This window comes from Curvibacter sp. GW821-FHT09D12 (assembly GCF_059416245.1).
In genome coordinates this window covers 32,701-55,766 of the sequence record NZ_JBWKOU010000012.1, presented here as the reverse complement: position 1 = coordinate 55,766, position 23,066 = coordinate 32,701, and the positions used below count along the sequence as shown (strand labels likewise).

Annotated in this window: 20 protein-coding genes and 1 tRNA gene; 8 read left to right on the top strand and 13 right to left on the bottom strand. The window is 64.6% G+C overall.

Features of this window, described 5'->3' with window-relative positions; translation table 11 throughout:
• The first annotated feature begins 96 nt into the window (after nt 1–96).
• A complete protein-coding gene (gene argE, locus AC07PT_RS19090; RefSeq protein WP_494657727.1) occupies nt 97–1,254 on the top strand; it encodes an acetylornithine deacetylase in 1,158 nt (385 codons plus the stop codon).
• Nucleotide 1,255: 1 nt separating this feature from the next.
• On the opposite strand, the gene AC07PT_RS19085 is transcribed toward argE, so the two are convergent.
• Nucleotides 1,256–2,380 (bottom strand): ABC transporter substrate-binding protein, encoded by a 1,125-nt coding sequence (locus AC07PT_RS19085; RefSeq protein WP_494657726.1) that lies wholly within the window; start codon nt 2,378–2,380, stop codon nt 1,256–1,258.
• 150 nt (nt 2,381–2,530) lie between these two features.
• Here AC07PT_RS19085 and AC07PT_RS19080 point away from each other — a divergent pair, with 150 nt between their 5' ends.
• Both AC07PT_RS19080 and hemP read left to right on the top strand, forming a co-directional pair.
• On the top strand, nt 2,531–4,579 hold the full coding sequence (locus AC07PT_RS19080) for a molybdopterin-containing oxidoreductase family protein (protein WP_494657725.1): 2,049 nt from the start codon (nt 2,531–2,533) through the stop codon (nt 4,577–4,579).
• A gap of 159 nt (nt 4,580–4,738) precedes the next feature.
• Nucleotides 4,739–4,942, top strand: coding sequence for a hemin uptake protein HemP (gene hemP, locus AC07PT_RS19075; protein WP_492349273.1), 204 nt, complete (start codon nt 4,739–4,741; stop codon nt 4,940–4,942).
• A gap of 107 nt (nt 4,943–5,049) precedes the next feature.
• Here the strand turns inward: hemP and AC07PT_RS19070 are convergent, their stop codons facing one another.
• Nucleotides 5,050–5,985, bottom strand: coding sequence for a LysR family transcriptional regulator (locus AC07PT_RS19070; RefSeq protein ID WP_494657724.1), 936 nt, complete (start codon nt 5,983–5,985; stop codon nt 5,050–5,052).
• Between the two features lie 127 nt (nt 5,986–6,112).
• On the opposite strand from AC07PT_RS19070, the gene ggt reads away from it, so the two are divergent.
• Nucleotides 6,113–7,852, top strand: a complete 1,740-nt coding sequence (ggt, locus tag AC07PT_RS19065; RefSeq protein WP_494657723.1) for a gamma-glutamyltransferase — start codon at nt 6,113–6,115, stop codon at nt 7,850–7,852.
• Between the two features lie 75 nt (nt 7,853–7,927).
• On the opposite strand, the gene AC07PT_RS19060 is transcribed toward ggt, so the two are convergent.
• The 3 genes from AC07PT_RS19060 to AC07PT_RS19050 are packed head-to-tail and all read right to left on the bottom strand — an operon-like array spanning nt 7,928 to nt 13,830.
• Entirely contained in the window at nt 7,928–9,382 is a 1,455-nt protein-coding gene (locus AC07PT_RS19060) for an efflux transporter outer membrane subunit (RefSeq protein ID WP_494657722.1), read from the bottom strand.
• Complete coding sequence (locus tag AC07PT_RS19055) at nt 9,375–12,584, bottom strand: efflux RND transporter permease subunit (protein WP_492349277.1); 3,210 nt, start codon at nt 12,582–12,584, stop codon at nt 9,375–9,377. Before AC07PT_RS19055 ends, AC07PT_RS19060 begins: the two co-directional genes overlap by 8 nt.
• 13 nt (nt 12,585–12,597) lie before the next feature.
• Nucleotides 12,598–13,830, bottom strand: coding sequence for an efflux RND transporter periplasmic adaptor subunit (locus tag AC07PT_RS19050; RefSeq protein WP_494657721.1), 1,233 nt, complete (start codon nt 13,828–13,830; stop codon nt 12,598–12,600).
• 184 nt (nt 13,831–14,014) lie between these two features.
• On the opposite strand from AC07PT_RS19050, the gene AC07PT_RS19045 reads away from it, so the two are divergent.
• From AC07PT_RS19045 to AC07PT_RS19030, 4 genes are all read left to right on the top strand, one after another.
• Nucleotides 14,015–14,731 carry an MgtC/SapB family protein gene (locus AC07PT_RS19045; protein WP_494657720.1) on the top strand — a complete coding sequence of 239 codons (717 nt, stop codon included), beginning with the start codon at nt 14,015–14,017 and terminating at the stop codon, nt 14,729–14,731.
• A gap of 155 nt (nt 14,732–14,886) precedes the next feature.
• Nucleotides 14,887–15,813, top strand: a complete 927-nt coding sequence (locus AC07PT_RS19040; protein WP_492349280.1) for a histone deacetylase family protein — start codon at nt 14,887–14,889, stop codon at nt 15,811–15,813.
• A gap of 5 nt (nt 15,814–15,818) precedes the next feature.
• Entirely contained in the window at nt 15,819–18,509 is a 2,691-nt protein-coding gene (locus tag AC07PT_RS19035) for a bifunctional acetate--CoA ligase family protein/GNAT family N-acetyltransferase (RefSeq protein WP_492349281.1), read from the top strand.
• Between the two features lie 226 nt (nt 18,510–18,735).
• Entirely contained in the window at nt 18,736–19,302 is a 567-nt protein-coding gene (locus tag AC07PT_RS19030; protein WP_494657719.1) for a phosphonate degradation HD-domain oxygenase, read from the top strand.
• Nucleotides 19,303–19,467: 165 nt separating this feature from the next.
• Here the strand turns inward: AC07PT_RS19030 and AC07PT_RS19025 are convergent.
• The 8 genes from AC07PT_RS19025 to infA all read right to left on the bottom strand — a co-directional run bounded on the left by AC07PT_RS19025 (nt 19,468) and on the right by infA (nt 23,061).
• A tRNA-Met gene (locus tag AC07PT_RS19025) sits at nt 19,468–19,544 on the bottom strand.
• Between the two features lie 18 nt (nt 19,545–19,562).
• Nucleotides 19,563–19,964: a 50S ribosomal protein L17 gene (gene rplQ, locus AC07PT_RS19020; protein ID WP_492349283.1), complete on the bottom strand. Its 402-nt coding sequence runs from the start codon at nt 19,962–19,964 to the stop codon at nt 19,563–19,565.
• Between the two features lie 121 nt (nt 19,965–20,085).
• Nucleotides 20,086–21,075 carry a DNA-directed RNA polymerase subunit alpha gene (locus AC07PT_RS19015; protein ID WP_019576341.1) on the bottom strand — a complete coding sequence of 330 codons (990 nt, stop codon included), beginning with the start codon at nt 21,073–21,075 and terminating at the stop codon, nt 20,086–20,088.
• Between the two features lie 105 nt (nt 21,076–21,180).
• Nucleotides 21,181–21,804 (bottom strand): 30S ribosomal protein S4, encoded by a 624-nt coding sequence (rpsD, locus tag AC07PT_RS19010; RefSeq protein WP_019576342.1) that lies wholly within the window; start codon nt 21,802–21,804, stop codon nt 21,181–21,183.
• Between the two features lie 84 nt (nt 21,805–21,888).
• The gene (gene rpsK / locus AC07PT_RS19005) at nt 21,889–22,293 is read right to left on the bottom strand and encodes a 30S ribosomal protein S11 (RefSeq protein ID WP_019576343.1); all 405 of its coding nucleotides are present in this window, start codon (nt 22,291–22,293) and stop codon (nt 21,889–21,891) included.
• Nucleotides 22,294–22,306: 13 nt separating this feature from the next.
• Nucleotides 22,307–22,672 carry a 30S ribosomal protein S13 gene (gene rpsM, locus AC07PT_RS19000; RefSeq protein ID WP_019576344.1) on the bottom strand — a complete coding sequence of 122 codons (366 nt, stop codon included), beginning with the start codon at nt 22,670–22,672 and terminating at the stop codon, nt 22,307–22,309.
• 23 nt (nt 22,673–22,695) lie between these two features.
• Nucleotides 22,696–22,809: a 50S ribosomal protein L36 gene (rpmJ, locus tag AC07PT_RS18995; RefSeq protein ID WP_019576345.1), complete on the bottom strand. Its 114-nt coding sequence runs from the start codon at nt 22,807–22,809 to the stop codon at nt 22,696–22,698.
• Nucleotides 22,810–22,842: 33 nt separating this feature from the next.
• The gene (infA, locus tag AC07PT_RS18990; protein WP_019576346.1) at nt 22,843–23,061 is read right to left on the bottom strand and encodes a translation initiation factor IF-1; all 219 of its coding nucleotides are present in this window, start codon (nt 23,059–23,061) and stop codon (nt 22,843–22,845) included.
• Nucleotides 23,062–23,066: the final 5 nt, after the last annotated feature.

Here is a 23,066-nt window from a genome sequence, read left to right as displayed (position 1 = left end):
GGTGATGTAGTGGGCGCTGAATGAATCAGTCTAGCAATGGGCAGGGCTTTGCCGCAAGTTCTGCGCCATCTGCGCACATCATCCACAATGCCAACCATGATTTCCGATCGAGCCCTTGCATTGGCACAGACCCTGGTCCGGATGGACACGGTGAGCCGAAACTCCAACCTGGAACTGATCCACTTCGTGCGCGACGAGCTGTTGCGCCTGGGTGTGGCCAGCCGCCTGACCTGGAACGCCGACAAGACCAAGGCCAATCTGTTTGCCACCCTGGGTGAGGGCAAGCCGGCCGGGGTGATTCTGTCGGGCCACACCGACACGGTGCCCTGGGACGGCCAGGCCTGGAGAACAGACCCGCTGTCGGCCATGGTGCGCGATGGCCGCCTGTATGGGCGGGGCTCGGCCGACATGAAGGCCTTCATCGGCATCGCCCTGGCCCAGGCCCAGCACTTTCTGGACAGCCCGGCCCCGTTCGCCATCCATCTGGCGCTGAGTTTTGATGAAGAAGTGGGTTGCCTGGGGGTGAAGGAGTTGATCGCCGACCTGCGTGACGCGCAGATCCAGCCCCTGGCCTGCATCGTGGGCGAACCCACGCTGATGGTGCCGGCCATTGCCCACAAGGGCGTGTACCGCTACCGCTGCTGTGTGCGCGGCAAGGAGGCGCACTCGTCGCTGACGCCTCAATCCGTCAACGCCATCGAGATGGCGGCCCGACTGGTGGGCAATCTGCGTGACATGGCCGAGGGCTTCGAGCGCGACGAGCCCCGCTACGCGGGCTTTGACGTGCCCTACACCACCGCCAGCGTGGGTCAGTTCCACGGCGGCATTGCCGACAACGTGGTGCCGCGCGACGCCGAGTTCCGCTACGAGTTCCGCAACCTGCCCACTGTGGACGCGCTGGCCCTGCAATCGCAGGTGGTGGCAGCGGCCCGTGCCTTGGAGCCCGGCATGCAAAAGGTGAGCCCTGAGACGGGCTTCAGCTTCGAGCCGATCTGCGAGGTGCCGGCCTTCCTGGGCTCGGCCGACGACGCCGTGACCCGCCTGGCGCAGCGCCTGGCCGGCACAGCAGGCACCACACTGGTGGCCTTCGGCACCGAAGCGGGGCTGTTCAAGCAGGCCGGCATCCCCACCGTGGTGTGCGGGCCCGGCAGCATCGAGCAGGCTCACCAGCCCGATGAGTACGTGAGCCTGGAGCAACTGGGCCGTTGCGAACAGTTTCTGCAAGGCCTGGGCGGGGTGCGCGAAATAGCCTGAGTCAGGTTCGAAGCGTGCCGTCGCCCACCAGCGTGGAGAGCTCGACAAAGTGGCTGGCCACGTGGCTGGCCGACCCCAATTCGATCGGAAAGCCTGCAATCTCTCGCCGTCCGAGGGACTCCAACCCCTCGATCAGCCCCTCGCGGCTCAGGCGGCCCCGGCGCTGAGCCTCTTGCAGACCGGCCACCAGCACCGAGGCGGCCAGATACCCTTCGATGGCGGAATAGGTCAGCGCCACACGCCCCCCCGCCCTGTGGGCCGCCGCCCTGAACTGCACGGCCAGCGGATGGACGTTGACGTAGGGTGAGGGCATGACCTGAGAGATCATCAACCCGGCGCCGTCTCGCCCCAGGGTGTCGATCATGTCCTGGGTTCCCACAAAGGACACCGCCGCAAACAAGCCGGCAAAGCCCGCCTTGCGCACCGCCCGCACAAAGGCGGTGGCGGCCTGGTAAGTGCACACCAGCACGATGGCTTCCGGCCGCAAGGGGGCCAGGGCCCGCACCGCGGCGCTGACGTCCAGCGAGTTGCGCTCGATGCTGGCCTGGCCGAGCAGCCCCAGGCCCTGCGCCGCCAGCGCACGGGTCAGGCCGTCCAGGCCGGCATCGCCGTACGAATCCCCCTGGCGCAGCAACGCCACTCGGCGCACCCCTCGGGCGCGCAGGCTGGACACGATCAGCGCCAACTCCTCGCGGTACGAGGCCCGGATGACGAAGACAGGGCGGTGCAAAGGTTCGCGCACGGCTTGCGCGCCGGTGCGGGGAGCCACAAAGGGCACGCGGGCGCCCAGGGCCAGGGGCATGGCGGCCAGGCTGGTGGGCGTCCCGACATACCCGAACAAGGCAAAAACATCATCCTGGATAAAACGACGTGTGTTGTCGGCGCAACGGTCGGCCTCATAACCGTCGTCCTGGATGCGCAATTCGATGGCGCGCCGGGCGATGCCGCCGGCGGCATTGAACTGGTCAAAAGCCAGTTGGGCCCCTTGGACGTAGTTGCGCCCCAAGTGGGCCGTGGGGCCGGTCAGGGGCACCGACTGACCGAGCACCAGCGGGACCTCGCCCGGGCCACGCGCCCAGGCCGGGCCGGCCAGGCTGGCCGCGCAGGCCGAACAGGTCAGTTGCACCAGGCGACGCCTGGACGGATGCCGCGGTGAATCAGCCGGAGAGAGCGACGGTGGTGCGAGCATGGGCTTTCGACCATAACGCCTGTCACGCTGTATGACAATGCGTTGAAACACAGCGGGCCGATGCGGCCCACCGACCCACAACGCCCCATGAACCAGCCCATTGACGACACCCAGGTGCTTGGCGCCTGCCCCCACGACTGCCCCGACACCTGCTCGCTGCTGACCACCGTGAAGGATGGCGTTGCCACGCGCGTGCAAGGCAACCCGGACCATCCGCTGACCGGTGGCGTGCTGTGCGCCAAAGTGTCCAAGTACCCCGAGCGCACCTACCACCCGGATCGCCTGCTGCACCCGATGAAGCGGGTGGGGCCCAAGGGCTCGGGCCAGTTCGTGCAAGTGGGTTGGGATGAGGCCCTGAGCGACATTGCACAACGCCTGACCGCCATCGCAGGCCGCAACCCTGAGGCCGTGCTGCCCTACAGCTACGCCGGCACCATGGGGCTGGTGCAAGGCGACGGCATGGCGGCACGCTTCTTCCATCGGCTGGGCGCCAGCCGGCTGGACCAGACCATCTGCTCGTCGGCAGGCACCGCGGGCCTGGTCCACACCCTGGGCGGCAAGGTGGGCATGAAGGTGCAGTTTTTCGCCGAGGCCCGGCTGATCGTGATCTGGGGCAGCAACTCGATCGGCAGCAACCTGCACTTCTGGCGCATCGCGCAAGAGGCCAAGCGACAGGGCGCCCGCCTGGTATGCATCGACCCGCGCCGCAGCGAGACCGCCGAGAAATGCCATGAGCACATCGCTCTGCGCCCCGGCACCGATGCCGCGCTGGCCCTGGCGCTGATGCAGCAACTGATCGTGCACGACTGGCTGGACCATGACTACATCGAGCGCCACACGCTGGGCTGGGCCGAGTTGCGCGAACGTGCCCTGCAGTGGCCGCCTGAGCGCGCCGCCGAGGTGTGCGGCGTGCCGGTGGAACAGATCACGCGACTGGCACACGACTATGCCCATACCCGGCCGGCGGCCATCCGACTCAACTACGGGGTGCAACGCGTGCGCGGCGGCGCCAATGCGGTGCGCGCCATTGCCTGCCTGCCCGCGCTGACGGGCGCCTGGCGCGAGCGCGGCGGTGGCGTGTTGCTGTCGAGCTCGGGGCAATTCCCGGTGCAGCGCCAGACCTTGCAGCGCCCGGACCTGCTGGGTGAACGCAGACCGCGCCTGATCAACATGTCCACCATCGGCGATGCGCTCAACCAGCCCGCCTCGCCCGCTTTTGGCCCGGCCATCGAGGCCTTGGTGGTCTACAACAGCAACCCCGTGGCCGTGGCCCCGGATTCGGCCCGGGTGGCGGCCGGCTTCGCCCGCGAGGATTTGTTCACCGTGGTGCTGGAGCATTTCCAGACCGACACCGCCGACTACGCCGACTACCTGCTGCCGGCCACCACCCAGCTGGAGCACTGGGACATTCACCTGGCCTATGGCCACACCGACGTGCTGCTGAACCGCCCGGCCATTGCCCCCTTGGGCGAGGCCCTGCCCAACAGCGAGATCTTCCGCCGCCTGGCACAGCGCATGGGCTACACCGAGCCCTGCTTTGCCGAAGACGACGAAACCCTGTGCCGACAGGCTTTTGGCGACCGGATCGACCACGCGCAGTTGCAGCACCAGGGCTTTGCCAGCCTGCCGCTGGCCGATGCGCCCTTTGCCGAAGGGGGCTTTCCCACCCCGTCGGGGCGCTGTGAGTTCCTCAGCCCCGCCCTGGTGGCACAGGGGCTGGACGGCCTGCCCGACCACCTGCCCAATCACGAGCTGCCCAACCCGGCCGGGCCCTGGCCGCTGGCCATGATCTCGCCGCCAGCACGCAACTTTCTGAACTCGACCTTCGTGAACGTGACCAGCCTGCGCCACATCGAGACCGAGCCGGTGCTGGAGATCCACCCCGACGACGCCAGCCCGCGCAGCATCCGCACCGGCGATGTGGTGCGCGTGTTCAACGCCCGCGGCAACTACCACTGCAAGGCCGAGGTCAGCGAACGGGCCCGCCCGGGCGTGGTCAACGGCCTGGGCATCTGGTGGCGCAAATTCGGCCTGAACGGCACCAACGTGAATGAACTCACCAGCCAGGCCCTGACCGATCTGGGGCGCGGCCCCACCTTCTACGATTGCGCCGTGCAGGTCAGCCGGCTGGCCTGATCGCCGTGGCAGGGTTGGAGCCATGGCGACAGCAGGGTTGATTGAATTTTTTAATGAGATTCATTCTCATTTGAGTGCATAATCCACCCATCAGCCAGTCTACAGAGCCGACCATCGGTCCCGCAGACCCAGCCAGCCCCTTTTCATCGACTTGCCGCCATGAACCAGTTCACCGCCCTGTCCACTCCGTTTCAGACCGCACCGGCCCCGTCGCGTGGCCCTTCGGCCTCGGCCGGCTCGGCGCCCCGGGTGGTGCCCAGCCAGGAACTGCTGGCCGGCCAGAAGACGGTCGAGATCTTGCACAACGGCCTGCTGTACCGCCTGCAGGCCACCCGTCTGGGCAAGCTGATCCTGACCAAATAAAGTTTCATCGTGGGGCGACCCTTGCACGGCCACAGCCGTGTCTCCAAGGTCGTTTTGGCCAGCCATCGGGTGCCGCACTGCGGCCCACCTGACCAGCCAAGCCTTTTTTAACCCACGATCTTCCCCGCAGCCGAGCGCGCGAACAGCTCGGCCAGGGCCTCCACCAGCACCGTCACACGTGGCGGCACAAAGCGATTGCTGGGCAGCACCGCATACAGCGGTGCCGGCGCGCCCAGCCAGGTGGGCAGCACACGCTGCAAGCGCCCGTCGGCCAAGGCTGCTGCCAGCTGCAGGGCCGACTGATAGACCACCCCCTGCCCCTGCAAAGCCCAGTCCAGCGCCACCGAGGCATCGTTGCAGCGCAAGGCGCCCCGCACCGGTACGGTGATGGGCGCCGCAGCCCCATCGGCGTCATCCACGGGGCTGAACGCCCAGTCACACAACAGGCGCCCCCGCACTTCATAGGTGAGGCACTCGTGCTGCGTCAGGTCTTGGGGCTGCTGCGGCCAACCCCGGCGCCGCAGGTAGGCCGGGCTGGCGCAGGCGATGCGGTGCGACGGCGCCAGCAAGCGGGCCGCCAGCCCCGAATCGGGCAAGGGCCCATAGCGCACCGCCACATCGATGGCTTCACGCACCAGATCGACATGGGTGTCGGTGACACGCAGGTCGATCTCCAGCCCCGGGTGTTGCGCGGCAAATCCGGGCAACCAGTCGAGCAACAGGCCCCGCGCCAGGGCCGATGAGGTGGTGAGGCGCAGGCTACCGGTGAGCGATGCAGCGCCTCCCCGCACCAGCGCCTGCCCTTCGGCCACCAGCTCCAGCGCACGGCGGGCATGGTCGATCATCACCCGGCCCTCCTGGGTCGGCTGCACGCTGCGCGTGCTGCGCTCGAACAGGCGCACGCCCAGGCTGGTCTCGAGTCGTTTGATGGCCGCGCTGACCGCAGCCGTGCTGAGGCCGCAGCGGCGCCCCGCCGGTGTGAAGCCCCCGGTCTCTGCGGTCGCAACCAACACCTTGAGGTCAGCCAGATTGTCAAATTTCATGAAACAGTCATTTCGCCGCCAAGGGCAATTTCCCTGATCATAAATTGAGCAACGCCCCCTAAACTGGCCCGACCCAGCCCCTGGAGGCCGGGATCCCCCCCGCAAGACATCAACGAGGAGAAGCCGGATGAATTTCCCCCGACGCCTGCCCCGCCTGCGCACCACGGTGCTCACGGGCTGCCTGTTCCTGAGTTTCCACTGGGTCGCGCACGCCGCCTCGGTGGCCCCCGTGGCCGCCGAGAACGGCATGGTGGTGGCTGCCCAGCACCTGGCCACGAAAGTGGGGGTGGATGTGCTCAAGCGAGGCGGCAACGCCGTGGATGCGGCCGTGGCCGTGGGTTACGCGCTGGCCGTGGTGTACCCGGCCGCCGGCAACCTGGGCGGCGGTGGCTTCATGACGCTGCAACTGGCGGACGGACGCAAGACCTTCCTGGACTTCCGCGAGAAGGCCCCACTGGCCGCCACGCCGAACATGTACCTCGACAAGGACGGCAACGTCATCAAAGGCCTGAGCACGCATGGCCACCTGGCCGTGGGTGTGCCCGGCAGCGTGTCGGGCCTGGAATGGGCGCGCGAGAAGTACGGCACGCTCAAGCGCCAGGAACTGCTGGCCCCGTCGATCGCCCTGGCCGAACAGGGCTTTGTGCTGGATCAGGGTGACATCGACATGTTGCACACCGCGACCGCCGACTTCCGCAAGGATCCGGCCTCGGGGGCCATCTTCCTCAAGTCGGGCGAGCCCTACCAGGTGGGTGACAAGCTGGTGCAGAAAGACCTGGCCCGCACCCTGAAGGCGATCAGCGACAAGGGCCCCGAGGGCTTTTACAAAGGCCCGGTGGCCCAGGCCCTGACCCAGTCCAGCCAGGCCGGTGGCGGGCTGATCACCCAGGCCGACCTGGACCAGTACCAAACCCGCGAGATGCCGCCGGTCGAATGCGACTACCGCGGCTACCACGTGGTGTCGGCACCGCCGCCGAGCTCGGGCGGGGTGATCATCTGCGAGATCCTGAACATCCTCGAGGGCTACCCGCTGAAAGACCTGGGGTTCCGCTCGGCCCAGTCGGTGCACTACCAGATCGAAGCCATGCGTCACGCCTATGTGGATCGCAACAGCTACCTGGGCGACCCCGACTTTGTGAAGAACCCCATCGCCCGCCTGACCGACAAGGCCTATGCGGCGCAGGTTCGCGCAGTGATCGACCCGAACAAGGCCGGCGTGTCCAAGGACATCAAGCCCGGTGTGGCGCCGCATGAGGGCAGCAACACCACCCACTACTCGATTGCCGACCGCTGGGGCAATGCCGTGTCGGTCACCTACACCTTGAACGACTGGTTCGGTGCCAAGGTCACGGTGCCTGGCACCGGCGTGCTGCTGAACAACGAGATGGATGACTTCACGGTGAAGATCGGCGTGCCCAACATCTACGGCCTGGTGCAGGGCGAGGCCAATGCCATCGCCCCGGGCAAGCGCCCGCTGTCGTCGATGAGCCCGACCATCGTCAGCAAGGACAACCAGCCCGTGATGGTGGTCGGCACGCCCGGCGGCAGCCGCATCATCACCGCCGTGCTGCACACGCTGCTGAACGTGATCGACTACGGCATGAACGTGCAAGAAGCCGTGGATGCGCCGCGCTTCCACCAGCAATGGCTGCCCGATGTGACCAACATGGAGAACTTCGCCATCTCGCCCGACACCCGCAAGCTGCTGGAAGCTGCCGGCCACAAGCTGGGCGCACCTCAACCCGCCAACCACCTGGCCGCCGTGCTGATCGGCGCGCCCTCGCTGGGCGGCAAGCCGGTGGGCAAGAACCGCTTCTATGGCGCCAATGACCCGCGCCGCAACAGCGGTCTGGCCATGGGTTTCTGAGCGGCGAGAAAGCACCACACCAAAGAGAAGGGGCCGTGAAAACGGCCCCATTTTGCTTTCCGGATTCAGTCAGGTTCAGCGACCGGCCAAGGTTGGCTGATCGCGCCAGCCCCCGCCCAAAGCCTGGTGCAGGGCCACGGTGTCGCCCAGGTAGACCGCCTGCGCCGCCAGGTGGGCCAGGCGAGCTTGCAGCCAGGCCTGCCGTGTGCTGAGCCACTGGGGCTGGGCCACGTAGCCTTGGTCAAACTGCTGACGGGTCAGACCCAGCAGGTTTTGCGCGGCGGCCTCGGCATCGCGGGCCACGCTCAGGGCCTGGCCATCGTGCTGCAGGGCGACCAGGGTGTCGGCCACGTTCTGGAAAGCGGTCAACACCACCCCCTGGTACTGGGCCTGAGCCGCCTCGGCCCCGGCCTCGGCCGCGCGCTTGCGGGCCGACAGGGTGCCGGCAGAGAACAAGGGCGCACTCACACCACCCAGCAGCCCCCAAGCCTTGTTGCCGGCCGACAGCAGCCCGCCCACCGCACCACCGGCATACGCCAGGTTGGCGCTGAGCGAGAACTGCGGCAGCATATTGGCGGTGGCCACACCGATCTGGGCATAGGCCGCATGGAACTGGGCCTCGGCGGCCTGAACATCAGGGCGCCGGCTCACCAGTTGAGAGGGCAAGGCCTGGGGCAACTCGGCCGGCAAGCGGACGGGGGCTTGCTGCACCGCGCCCAGGTCCGCGGCCGGGAAGTCGCCGCACAGCACGGCCAGCAGGTTGCGCGTCTGCTCCAGTTGCTTGTGCAGGGGCGGCAACTGGGCCGCCGTCTGGGCGTAAGCCGATTCCTGCTGGGCCAGATCCAGGCCGCTGGCGTAGCCCTGGGCCTTCAGGCCGCGGGTGTGCTGCAGCTGCTGCTGCGCCAGCTGCAAGGCTTCTTCCAGCACGGCGATCTGCTCGACCAGCAACTGCTCCTGGATCACGGCCGAGGCCACGTTGCTGGCCAGCGTGACACGCAGGGCCTCCAGCTGCAGGCGCTGGCTGTCGGCTGTGGCCTGCAAGGATTCGACCTGACGCTGGTTGCCACCGAAGACGTCGGGCACAAAGCCCACGCTGACCTGGGCCGTGTGCAAGGTGAACAGGCTGGCCCCCGAGGCCAGGGGCGAAGACAACACGCGCCCCGAGTTTTGGCGGTTGGCGCTGTAGCCCGCCTGCACCTGCGGGAAGAACAGGCCGCGCTGGGCCGTGACCAGCTCCTGCGCCTGGCGCAAGTTGGCCAGCCCGGCATCGATGCCGGGGTTGTGCTGGAGGGCGCGTTGCACCAGCCGGTCCAACCGGGGCGAGCCGTAGGCCGACCACCAATCGGGACGAAGCTCGGCCGTGGCGGCGGGGGCCGCTGGATCAGCCTGGCGCGTGAAGGCGCTGACCTGGGGCGCCTGGGGCGCGTGGTAGTCGGGGCCGACGGCGCACGCGGACAGCAGGCCGGCGCTGAGCAGGCCCAGTGCCAGGGTGCGCAGCGGGCCACCGATGTGGCGCGATGAATCAAGCATGGGCATCCTCCTCGTGGGCCAGCGCATCGCCACCCAGGCCTTTGCGGCGTTTCTTGAGTTTCAGGTGGCGCAGCACGGTGAGCCGCATGGCGGGCACCACCAGCAGCAGGAACACCGGCCCCAGCAACATGCCGCCCACCACCACCGTGGCCAGCGGGCGCTGCACCTGGCTGCCGATGCCGTGGCTGAGCGCAGCCGGAAACAAGCCGATGCAGGCCGACAGGGCCGTCATCAACAGAGGCCGCATGCGGTGGATGTAGGCGTCATAGATGGCGTCTTCAGGGCTCTGCCCGGCCAGGCGCAGCTCCTTGAAGTAGCTCAGGATCAGGATGCCGTCCATCACGGAGACCCCGAGCAGTGAGACAAAGCCGATCACCGCCGAGATGCTGATCACCTGGTCGGACACGTACAGGGCCAGGATGCCGCAGGCCACGGTGAAGGGCACGGCCGCCAAGGCCAGCAGGCTGTAGGCAAAGCTGCTGAACAGCGCATACAGCAGCACCAGGATCAGCGCCATCGCCATCGGGATCAGGACGCCCATGCGGGCCTTGGCCTGCTGCAGCGACTCGAACTCGCCCGCGTACTGGATGCGGTAGCCCTCGGGCAGCTTGACCTCGGCGGCCACGCGCTGTTGCAGCTCGGACACCGTGCTGCCCAGGTCGCGCTCGCGCACGCTGAACTTGATCGGGATGTAGCGCTCGTTGCGCTCGTGGTAGATGTAGGTGGCCCCGGTGTCCAGCGTGATGTCGGCGATGTCGCGCAGGGGCACGAAGGCGTTGCCCCCACCGGTGGTGGTGTAGCCGATGCGCAGATCACGCACACTTTGAAGGTCGTGCCGCTGGGCCGACAGGTAGCGCACGCTCAGGCCGTACTGGCGTTCGCCCTCCAGCACCGTGGTGGCCACGGTGCCGCCCATGGCCGCCTGGATGGCGGTGTTGACGTCACCCGTGTTCAGCCCGTAGCGGGCCGCCTTCTGGCGGTCGATCTGGATGTTGAGGTTGGGCTGGCCCAGGGTGTTGAAGATGCCGATGTCGGCGGTGCCCGGAACCTTGCTCATCACGGCGACCACGTCGACGGCCAGCTTCTCCAGCGTGACCAGATCGGGCCCCATGATCTTCACCGAGTTGGCGCCCTTGACGCCCGACAGGCCCTCCTGCACGTTGTCCTGGATGTACTGCGAGAAGTTGAAGCCCACCCCCGGGAACTCGAGGGCGAACTTCTCCTGCAACTCGGCCACCAACTGCTCCTTGCTGACGCCAGCGGGCCATTCGTCAAAGGGTTTGAGCGGGGCGAACAACTCGACGTTGTTGAAGCCCGAGGCGTCCGAACCGTCGTCAGGCCTGCCGTGCTGCGACACCACGGTGATCACCTCGGGATAGCTCTTGATGATCTCGCGCATGCGGTTGGCCTTGGCGGTACCGGCCTCCAGCGAGATGGTGGGCGGCATGGAGGCCCGGATCCACAGGTTGCCCTCTTCCAGGGCCGGCAGGAACTCGCTGCCCAGTCGCGAGGCCAGCACCCCGACCGCGATCAGGAACACCACACCGCCCACGCACACGGTCTTGGCATGCTGCAGTGACCAGCGCAGGGCCGGCTCGTAGGCCTTGCGCACCCACTCGACGATGCGGGTTTCGTGCTCCTGGATGCGGCGCGGCAGCAGGTAGGCGGCCAGCACCGGCGTGACGGTGAAAGTGGCAAGCAGCGCGCCGGCCAGGGCATAGCCATAAGTGCGGGCCATGGGGCCGAAAATCTGACCCTCCACCCCAGTCATGAGGAACAGCGGCGAGAAAGCGGCAATGGTGATGACCGTGGAGAACAGCACCGAGTTGTCGACCTGCAGCGAGCTCATGAAGATCATGCGCAGGCGCTGGGTCCAGCCCAGGGCCGGGTCGGTGACCATGCCGTGCGGGCCGCGGGTCATGGCGCGCAGGGCATTGATGCGTTCACGCGGGCTCTTCTGGAAGTTGCGGAAGATGTTTTCGACCAGGATCACCGCCGAGTCGACGATGATGCCGAAATCAACCGCCCCCAGAGACAGCAGGTTGGCCGACTCCCCCGTGAGCACCAGCATCATGATGCTGAAGAACAACGCAAACGGGATGTTGACGCTCACGATCACTGCACTGCGCAGGTCGCCCAGAAAGATCCACTGAATGACGAACACCAGCAGGCAACCGAAGATCAGGTTGTGGATGACGGTGTGGGTGGTGACGTTGACCAGGGTGGATCGGTCGTAATAAGGCACCAGTTGAACGCCCTGCGGCAGGCTGCCATCGACATTGAGCTTGTCCACCGCCTCCTTGACGCGGGCAATGACCTCCTTGGTCTGCTGCAGGCGGTTCATCACCACCACGCCGGTGACCACGTCGTTCTCGGCATCGCGCCCCGCTTCGCCCAGGCGCGGCACGCTGCCAACGCTGACCGAGGCCACATCCTTGACCAGGACGGGCAAGCCGTTTTGCTGGGTGATGACGATGTTGCCGGCATCGGCCACATCCCGCACCAGCCCCAGGCCGCGCACGTTGACCGATTGCTCGCCCACGCTGAGGTTGCGCCCGCCCACGTTGCTGTTGGCATTGCCCACGGCGCTGAGCACCTGCTGCAGGGTGAGGCCATAGCTTTCGAGTTTGGCGGGGTTGATTTCGACGTGGTACTCCTTGGTGGTGCCGCCCCAGGTAACGACCTGGGCCACCCCGGGCACGGTGAGCAGACGGCGCTGGATGATCCAGTCCTGGATGCCACGCAGATCAGTCAGGCTGTAGGTGGACGGGCCCTTGACCTGGTAGCGCAGGATTTCACCCACCAGGCTGGATGCCTGGATTTGCGGCTGCACGCCGCCAGGCAAGTTGACGTTCTGCTGCAGGTTGAGCGCGGTCTGGGTGAGCGCAGGCACGTACTCGACACCGTACTTGAAGGTGACGCGCACAAAGGCCAGACCATAGAACGAGGTGGAGCGGATGTTGTCCACCCCCATGGTGGTGGCCAGGCCGATCTCCATGGGGCGGGTGTAGTAGCGCTCCATCTCTTCGGCCGACAGACCGGGGGCCTGGGCCGTGATTTCAAGAATCACCGGGGCCGGGTTGGGGTAGGCTTCGACATTGAGTTTGATGAAGGCCAGCACGCCGGCGGCCATGAAGGCCAGCAGCCCCAGCAGCACCACCGGGCGGCGTGTCAGGACGAACGCCAGTAAAGAACGGAACACGGCAGGGCCTCTTTCAGTTCGTGGTGATGAGGTAGAGGTTGCTCAAGAACAAGCCCTTGTCGCGCGCGATCTTCTCGCCCGGGTTCAAGCCCCGGGTGATCTGCACGAGGCCGTCTTGCACCAGGCCGGTCTGCACCACGCGGCGTTTGAAGCGCACGCCATCGGCAGTCACCCAGGCTGACAGGCTGCCGTCGCCCTCGCGGGCCAGCGCGTTTTGCGGCACGGCGGGTGACTCCATCGGGGCCCCGACGCGGATCACAAAGTTGGCCAGCATCTGAGCCTTGAGCAGATGCTGCGGATCGGCCACGTCGGCGCGCACGGGGAGGCGGTGGGTGGCGGGATCGGCCACATCGCCGATGTAGCTGACCTTGCCGTTGAAGCGTTTGTCCGGGTAGGCCGAGACACGCACGGTGACGTTCTGACCTTTCTGGTAGGCCGAGATTTCCGATTCAGGCACGCTGGCCACCATCCACAGCTGCTGCAGGTTGGCCACGGCCACCGGGGCGGTGTTGTTGCCCGGCTGCACCAGTTGGCCCGGCGCGCCAGCGCGCGCGGTGACCCGGCCCGAAAGCGGGCTGCGCACAGGCATCTCGGTGTCGACCTTGCGGGTAGCCTCGATGGTGTCGATGTCTTGCACGCTGAGGCCAAACAGCTCAAGGGTCTTGCGGGCAGCGCGATGGGCCGCGTCGGCCGTCTGCTGGTCGGCCTGGTTCTGCTGCAGTTCCTTTTGCGGAATGCTCTGCGCCTCGGCCAGGGCCTGGGCGCGGCGCAGGGTCTCGTTGGCCACCCGCAGGTTGCCACTGGCCGAGATCAGGGCCGAGGCGACCTGGGCCAGATCGGGGATCTGCACGGTGTAGAGCACCTGGCCCTTGCTCACGTCATCGCCCGCTTTCACGCCGATCTGCCCGATGCGCCCCTGGTAGGGCGAGAACACCTGCACCGCGTTGTCCTGGTTGAGGTCGATGATGCCAATGGCCTCGCGCTGCTGTTCGAAGCGTTGGGTCTTCACCTCGCCCACCTGGAGTTCGGCCACCTGCTCGGGGGCCATCTGCAGCTCATCCACGCCGGTGCGGGTGGCCAGCACCGGGCCGCTCTCGCTCGCAGTCTTGGCCGGGGCCGGGGCCCTGAGCAGATAGACCGCCCCGCCCGCGGCGGCCAACAGCACCAGCCCCACGATCAGACCCATGACCGGGCTGATGCGCCCTTCGTGGCGTGTGGAGCGCCCACGTTTGTCTTGCTTTGCCATCACTGAACCTCTTCTCAACCGGGCAATGACCGAGGGTGGTCTTTGCATTTCGTGGCGGACTGTAAAGAGAACCACCTGACCAAAGACTGACCTGAGACCTGCGCAGAACTACGTACACCTGCCACGCCCCCGACACGCGTCCGGGGCAAAATGAGCCACCCAAAAGACAAACAGACGCCCGCCAATGCAAGCCTTGCAGAACATCAACCTCGCTTCCCTCGCCGACTCGGTGTTGAGCCTGAGCGCCGCCTTTGTGATGGGGGGCCTGATCGGTCTGGAGCGACAGTTCCGGCAACGCACCGCGGGTTTGCGCACCAATGTGCTGGTGGCAGTGGGGGCGGCGATCTTTGTCGACATGGCCAATCGCCTGGGCGGCAGCGATGGTGCCGTGCGGGTGGTGGCCTATGTGGTCTCGGGCATCGGCTTTCTGGGGGCTGGTGTGATCATGCGCGAAGAGGGCAGCGTGCGCGGTTTGAACACCGCCGCCACCTTGTGGGCTTCGGCCGCCGTGGGGGCCTGCGCAGGGGCCGATCTGGTGGTGGAGTCGTTTGTCGGCACGCTGTTCGTGCTGGCCGCCAACACGCTGCTGCGACCGGTGGTGAATCGCATCAACCGCCAACCCATGGGCACGGCCTCGGTGGAGGTGAGCTGCACGGTCTATGTGATTGCACCGCGTGAGCACCAAAAGCTCGCCATGTCGCAACTGCACACACTGCTGGAACAACTGCACCACCCCGTGCGCGACCTGGCGGTGCATGCCTTTGGCGAACACGAGGTGGAAATCGAAGCCACCTTGTCGGCGACCTCGGTCGACGGCAGTGAACTGGATGGGCTGGTGGCGCGCCTGAAAAATGAGAGCTATGTGCAACAGGCCTTCTGGAGCCCGAGCACCACGGAGTAAGACCGGTCGCGGAGGTGAGCCGATCCAGGGTCATCCCCATGGCGAGGGCCGGCGATGTCAGCAAGAGTTGCCTCAAGTCAAGTCTTTATCGCCCGGCGGGGCCTAAAGTGGGCATGAAGAGAGGCCGGGTGTGCCGGTCTCCGACGGAGACCGTTTTGCTGGCAGCGTATATCACCCACACCGACTGTTCCCGTCATGAGATGGGGCCCCACCACCCGGAATGCCCGGAGCGGCTTGCCGCCATCCATGACCACCTGCTCATCAAGGGCCTGCTGGACTACATGCTGCCCTATGACGCCCCCTTGGCCACCGAGGAGCAGTTGGGGCGGGCTCATTCCTCGCTGTATGTGAGCGAGATCCTGGCCGCATCGCCCGCTGAGGGCTACCACCCGGTGGACCCGGACACCAGCATGAACCCGTTCACCGCAACAGCCGCTTTGCGGGCCGCCGGTGCGGCCGTGCAGGCCACAGACTTGGTGCTGGGTGGCGAGGTGAGTGCTGCCTTTTGCAGCGTGCGCCCGCCCGGTCACCATGCCGAATACCGCACCGCCATGGGCTTTTGCTTTTTCAACAACGTGGCGGTGGGTCTGCGCCATGCGTTGGATGTGCACGGGCTGCAGCGGGTGGCCTTGATCGACTTTGATGTGCACCACGGCAACGGCAGCGAGGACATCCTGCGCGACGACGAACGCGTGCTGATGTGCTCGATCTATGAAAAAGGCCTGTACCCCTTCCCGGACGGAGACGACAAGCGCCCCGGCATGGTGAACGTGGGTCTGCCTTCGCGCTCGGGCAGCGAGGCGTTCCGCGATGCAGTGACGCAGCGCTGGCTGCCTGCGTTGGAAGCGTTCCAGCCGCAGTTGATTTACATCTCGGCCGGCTTTGACGGTCACCGCGACGACGACATGGGCAATCTGGCTCTGCTGGAATCGGACTACGAATGGGTGACGCAGCAATTGATGGCCGTGGCGCGGCGCCACTGTCAGGGCCGTGTCATCTCCTGCCTTGAAGGTGGCTATGTGCTCAGCCCCCTGGCACGCAGTGTCGGGGCCCACGTGAAGGTGCTGATCGGCGCCGATTGAAGACCATGGACAAACACTACCTCACCCCCCTGTTCTCTCCTGAATCCATCGTGGTCTTCGCCAACCCGGCGGAGGCCGGCGACGCCACGTCGGCACTCAACCAGGCCTTGCTGGAAGCCCTGAAGGCCCAGCGTTTTTCGGGCACGCTGCAGTTCGTCGACATCCACACCACGGGCACGCTGGCCGATCTGGCCCAGACCGTGGCCGACTTGGCCATCATCGCGCTGCCAGCACAGGACATGAATGCCGCCCTCGAATTGGCGGCGCGCCTGAGTTGCAAAGCGGCTTTGCTGATTTCAACCGGCATCAGCGCCGACAAGGCGGCCGAGTTGAAGAAGATTGCCCGCCGCGAGGGCATCCATCTGCTGGGCCCGAATTGCCTGGGCTTTCAACGCCCCTCGCTGCAACTCAATGCGAGCGCCAGCGGTGGCCTGGCCCGCGCCGGGTCGCTGGCGCTGATCTCGCAGTCGGGGGCCCTGACGGCCTCGATGCTGGATTGGGCGAGCAACAACGCGGTGGGCTTTTCGACCGTGGTGTCACTCGGTCCCAATACCGTGCTCGACATGGCCGATGTGTTGGACTTTCTGGCCAATGATGCAAAGACACACAGCATCATCGTCTACCTGGAAGGGATTTCGAACGCACGCCGTTTCATGAGTGCCCTGCGCTCGGCGGCCAATGCCAAGCCGGTGGTGGTGCTGAAGGCAGGCCGCAAGCCCGCGGGCAATGAGGCGGCGCAAACCCACAGCGGCGCCATTGTGGGCAGCGACGACGTTTTCGACGCGGCCCTGCGTCGTGCCGGTGCGGTGCGGGTGCGCTCCTTTGTGCAGTTGTTCTCGGCAGCCAAGTGCCTGGCCTCGCGCTACCGCCCTGTGGGCAAGCGCCTGGCGATCGTGACCAACGGAGGTGGGCCCGGTGTGCTGGCTGCCGACTGGGTGAACGAAATCAACCTGCAACTGGCCAAGCTGTCGCACGACACAGTTCAGGCGCTGAAGCCCCAGCTGCCGGCCCTGGCCTCGCTGACCGACCTGATCGATCTGTCGGAAGAAGCCGGCCCCGCCCATTACGCAGCAGCCATCGAGGCGGCGCACAAGGACCGTGAGGTGGATGGCGTGCTGGTGATCTGCTCGCCCAAGGTCGGCATGGACACCAGTGCCATTGCTCAAGCCGTGGCGGCCATCAAGCCCAAGGTGGGCAAACCGATGCTGGCTTGCTGGATGGGGGATCGTTCGGTGGTGCCGGCGCGCGCCATCCTGAATGACGCCGCCATCCCGAGCTTTCGCACGCCCGAGGCCGCCGTCGGCGCCTTTGGCAATCTGGCCGCCTTCTATCAGAACCAGCAGTTGCTGCAGCAGACGCCCCCCCCGCTGTCCACCCTCGCCAAGCCCGACATCGAAGGTGCTCGCCTGGTCATTGAAAGCGTGCTGGCCGAGCGCCGAAAGGTGCTGACCGAGATGGAGTCGAAGACGCTGCTGTCGGCGTTTCACATCCCCGTGACCGAGACCCTGCTGGCTCGCAGCGCGACTGAGGCCATGATGATCGCCACCCAGCTGGGCTTTCCGGTGGCCTTGAAAATCGATTCACCCGACATCAGCCACAAATCCGATGTGCAGGGTGTGGTGCTCAACATCATGAGCGGGTCGGCCGCCCGCGATGCCTACAGCGACATGATCGAGCGCGTGACGCGCCTGTTGCCCCAGGCCCGCATCAACGGCGTGACGGTGCAAAGAATGGCGCGCAACCGACGCGGCCGGGAAATCTGCGTCGGCCTGGTGACGGATGCCCCCTTTGGCCCGGTGATCACTTTTGGTGCCGGCGGGACGATGATCGAGTTGATCGACGACCGCGCCATGGAACTGCCGCCGCTGAACCTGTTTCTGGCTCGCCGCATGATCGACCGCTCACGGGTCGCCGAAACCCTGGGTGAGTGGCGCGGCGCCACGGCCGCAGACCGGGATGCGCTTGAGCAGGTGCTGTTGCGCGTGTCGGAAATGGTGTGCGAGCTCCCTCAGTTGCGTGAGATGGACATCAACCCCATCATCGTCGACGAAAGCGGTGCGGTGGCGGTGGATGCGCGCATCGTGATCGACAGTGCACCGCAGGCCTCCAGCGGACGTCTGAGCAATTACCACCACCTGTCCATCCTGCCGTACCCGGCTCGTTACGAGCAGGTGCTGCCTTTGCGCGGCGGTGGCGAGTACACAGTCCGGCCGATTCACCCTGACGACGCGCAGATGCTGCAAGACCTCATGCATCACCTGTCGCAGGAAAGCCGCTATTTCCGCTTTGTGTCTTCGATCGCTGAGTTACCACCCCAGATGCTGGCCCGCTTCACCCTCATCGACTACGACCGGGAGATGGCGCTGGTGGCGGTGGTGAAGGAGCGCACAGCCAACACCGAGGGCGAGATCACAGAGACCGAGCGCATCGTGGGGGTGTCGCGCTACATCACCAACCCGGACCAGACCAGTTGCGAGTTTTCACTGGTGGTGGCGGATGACTTCAATGGCAAGGGTCTGGGGTCACGACTGATGGAATGCATCATGGACGTCGCCCGTGAAAAAGGGCTCAGCGAGATGGATGGACTGGTGCTGGCGAACAATCAACCCATGCTCAAGCTGATGCGCGGACTGGGGTTCAGCGTCAAGGCCTTCCCGGAAGACCCGGAGTTCAAGTTGGTGACGCACCCGCTCTGAGCACCGGGCGACCGCGGCCATCGGTAGAAGCGGGCCGACGGGCTGCGTCGGCCCTCGCATGCGACAGACAGGGACCGTCACGGACGTTTCATGAGGGCTCGCTACCCTGGAGGCTGGCGGCGTGCCTGAGCCCGCACGTCCCTGCCGCCGCAAGACCGATCCATCTGCCTCGGGTCGGATCCTTTGCGGTGAGCATGATGGCCATATGCCTGCACTGGAGCCCCACGTGTCCTTGACCCTGCCCGACATCTCCGCCTTGCTGCTTCGGCGAGGCCACGCCCAATACGGTGACGAAGCCGTGTCGCAGTTGCAGCACGCCCTGCAATGTGCCGCCCTGGCCGAACAGGCCGGCGAAAGCCCTGAGGTGGTCGTCGCAGCCCTGCTGCACGATCTAGGGCACTTGATCGTGGCAGAGCGCGAGGGCCTCGACGAGCCAGACAACAGCCGCGATGAGCTGCACCAGTTTGTCGTGTTGCCCTTTTTGCGGGGAACGTTCCCTGAGGCCGTGCTGGCCCCGATTCGACTGCATGTGGATGCCAAGCGCTTTCTGTGCGCCACAGAGACAGGCTATGCAGAGGGGCTGTCGGCAGCGTCCCAGGCCAGCCTTGCCTTGCAAGGTGGCGCTTTCAGCAGCGACGAGGCCATCAGGTTCATGACTCAAGAACACGCCGCCGTCGCTGTTCGACTGCGCCGTTATGACGACCTGGCCAAAGTTCAGGGCTGGTGTGGTCCCGACCTGACGCATTTCGAACCCTGCATGGCCAGCGTTGCAAACCCCCAAGGCAGCGTGTGAATGCATGCCCCGGCCACTGATTGACACCCCGGGCTCAGCGCGATTCTGGTGCATCCCAGTCATCAGATGACTGGGCGCATCTGACCGGGGCAGCGAGAACTGTCAGAAAACAAAAAAGCCCACCGAAGTGGGCTTTTTGCAAACAGCCAAGAAGCTGCTTTGGATTGGTTGCGCGAGAAGGATTTGAACCTCCGACCTTTGGGTTATGAGCCCAACGAGCTACCAGACTGCTCCATCGCGCGGCAAGATGGAATTATAACTTATTCTGCAGCTGCTTGAGCGGCTTCGGCTGAATTATTTGCTTCAGCGCGTTCAACCAACTCAACCAGGGCCATCGGAGCGTTGTCGCCCACGCGGTAGCCCATCTTCAGGATGCGGGTGTAACCACCAGGACGAGCGCTGTTGCGCTTGCCCAGATCGTTGAACAGCTTGGTGACGCTGTCGCGGTCGCGCAGACGGTCAAAAGCCAGACGACGGTTGGCAACGGTGTCCACCTTGGCCAAGGTGATCATGGGTTCGATCACGCGGCGCAGTTCCTTGGCCTTGGGAACGGTGGTCTTGATGACTTCGTGCGCAATGAGCGAGTTCATCATGTTCTGCAGCATCGCCAGGCGGTGCGAGCTGGTGCGATTCAGTTTACGAAGGCCGTGTCCGTGACGCATAGTGCTTTCCTTTCTTTATTGATGACAACCAGCCGGATCAGGTACTGGTTGATGCACTTTTCATCCGCCATCGTGACGGATGAAGCAGGTTCGCCAAAAAAGCGAAGCCTGCGATTATAACTTAACGCTTGTCGAGACCAGCAGGCGGCCAGCTTTCCAGCTTCATGCCCAGAGTCAGGCCACGAGAGGCCAGAACTTCCTTGATCTCATTGAGCGACTTGCGACCCAGGTTAGGGGTCTTGAGCAGCTCGTTTTCGGTACGCTGAATCAGGTCGCCGATGTAGTAGATGTTCTCGGCCTTCAAGCAGTTGGCCGAACGCACGGTCAGCTCCAGCTCGTCCACAGGACGCAGCAGGATCGGATCGAACGAAGCACCACCGCGCGGAGCCGGCTGATCGAACGCAGCCAGTTCGCCGCCTTCCAGCTGAGCAAACACGGCCAGTTGTTCCACCAGGATCTTGGCCGAAGCGCGCACTGCGTCTTCAGCCGTGATGGCACCGTTGGTTTCGATTTCGACGACCAGTTTGTCCAGGTCGGTACGTTGCTCCACACGAGCGCTTTCGACGGTGTAGCTCACGCGGCGAACCGGCGAGAACGATGCGTCGAGAACAATGCGGCCAATCGACTTGCTGGGCTCATCGGCGAAACGACGAATGTTGCCAGGCACATAGCCACGGCCTTTTTCGACCTTGATCTGCATGTCGAGCTTGCCACCCGCCGACAACGTGGCAATCACGTGCTCGGGGTTGATGATCTCAACATCATGCGGGGTCTGGATGTCGCCAGCAGTGACAACACCTTCACCGTCTTTGCGCAGGCTCAGGGTAACTTCGTCGCGGTTGTGCAGCTTGAACACCACGCCCTTCAGGTTCAGGAGGATGTTGACCACATCTTCTTGAACGCCGTCAATGGAGGAGTACTCGTGCAGAACACCTGCAATCGTGACTTCAGTCGCTGCGTACCCCACCATGGAGGACAGGAGCACTCGCCGGATTGCGTTGCCCAGCGTATGGCCATAGCCACGCTCGAACGGTTCCAGGGCGACCTTGGCGCGGTTGTTGCCAAGCTGTTCCACGGTGATTGCTTTGGGTTTCAGCAAGTTGGTTTGCATTCAGACTTCCTCTCAATACCCCCGGCTCGTTACACCGGTAAGGCTGGTGAAGCACCTATACCGCGGTGCCCCGCGGTATAGGAACGATTTCAATTGAACGGACGATTAACGCGAATACAGTTCAACGATCAGCGATTCGTTGATGTCTGCACCGAATTCATCACGATCCGGGGACTTCTTGAAGGTACCTTCCGCCTTGTCCGCATTGACTTCAACCCAGGCCGGAATGCCGACTTGTTGAGCCAGTTGCAAAGCTTCGACCACACGGCCTTGCTTCTTGGACTTTTCGCGAACAGCCACCACGTCACCGGCCTTGACCAGATACGACGGGATGTTGACCGATTGACCATTCACGGTAATGGCCTTGTGCGAAACCAGCTGACGGGCTTCTGCGCGGGTCGAACCGAAACCCATGCGGTACACCACGTTGTCCAGACGGGACTCAAGGATGAACAGCAGGTTGGCGCCGGTGTTGCCACGGCGACGATCGGCTTCTTCGAAGTAGCGGCGGAATTGCTTTTCCAGCACGCCGTACATGCGCTTGACCTTCTGCTTTTCACGCAGTTGCAGACCGAAGTCAGAAGTACGGGCACCCGAGGTGCGGCCGTGCTGACCAGGCTTGGAGTCGAACTTGGCCTTGTCCGCGATCGAGCGACGGGCGCTCTTCAGGAACAGGTCGGTGCCTTCACGGCGGGAGAGTTTGGCCTTGGGGCCGAGGTAACGTGCCACTTGAGCTTCCTTTTATGTCATCTTCCACACGTTTGAACGTGCGGGAGCCATCGGCGCGATGCCGATGGCGGTGGGCTTAAAAAATCAGATACGACGACGCTTTTGCGGGCGGCAGCCGTTGTGCGGCACCGGCGTCACATCAGAGATGGACGTGATGCGGATGCCCAGGGCACCCAGTGCACGAACGGAAGACTCGCGACCTGGGCCAGGGCCCTTGATCTCAACGTCGAGGTTCTTGATACCTTGCTCAATGGCAGCACGACCAGCCACTTCCGACGCGACCTGGGCCGCAAAGGGCGTGGACTTGCGGGAGCCCTTGAAGCCTTGACCACCCGACGAAGCCCAGGACAATGCATTGCCTTGGCGGTCGGTGATGGTGATGATCGTGTTGTTGAACGAGGCGTGAACGTGGGCAATACCGTCAGAAACGTTCTTGCGGACCTTCTTGCGCACTCGTTGTGCTGCGTTATTGGCGGGTGCTTTTGCCATATTGATCTCTCAATTATTTCTTCAGAGCGGCTGCTGCCTTGCGCGGACCCTTGCGAGTACGAGCATTGGTGCGGGTACGCTGACCACGCATCGGCAGGCCACGACGGTGACGGAAGCCACGGTAGCAACCAATGTCCATCAAGCGCTTGATGTTCATGGTGGTTTCGCGACGCAGATCACCTTCAATGGTGAACTGCTCGATTTGTTCGCGAATCTTTTCCAGATCGCCGTCCGTCAGATCCTTGATCTTCTTGGTGTAAGCGATACCAGTTGCTTCGCAAATCTTGCGAGCGCGGGTGCGACCAATGCCAAAAATGGCGGTCAGACCGATTTCCGCATGCTTGTGCGGCGGAATGTTAATCCCAGCAATACGTGCCATGTGCGTCCTCTATAACTTGTAAATCAGCCTTGGCGCTGCTTGTGACGTGCATCCGTGCAGATCACGCGCACCACACCCTTGCGGCGGATGATTTTGCAGTTGCGGCAAATTTTCTTGACCGAAGCCGAAACTCTCATTTCATTCTCCTAAAACTCTTCAAACCGCAACCATCACTTGGCGCGGAAAACAATACGTGCCCGAGACAGATCGTAGGGCGTCAATTCAACAGTGACCTTGTCGCCGGGAAGAATGCGGATGTAATGCATCCGCATCTTGCCGGAAATATGTCCTAGTACGATATGGCCGTTGTCAAGCTTCACGCGGAATGTCGCGTTCGGCAGGTTTTCAACCACTTCACCCTGCATCTGGATGACATCGTCCTTAGCCATGTCAA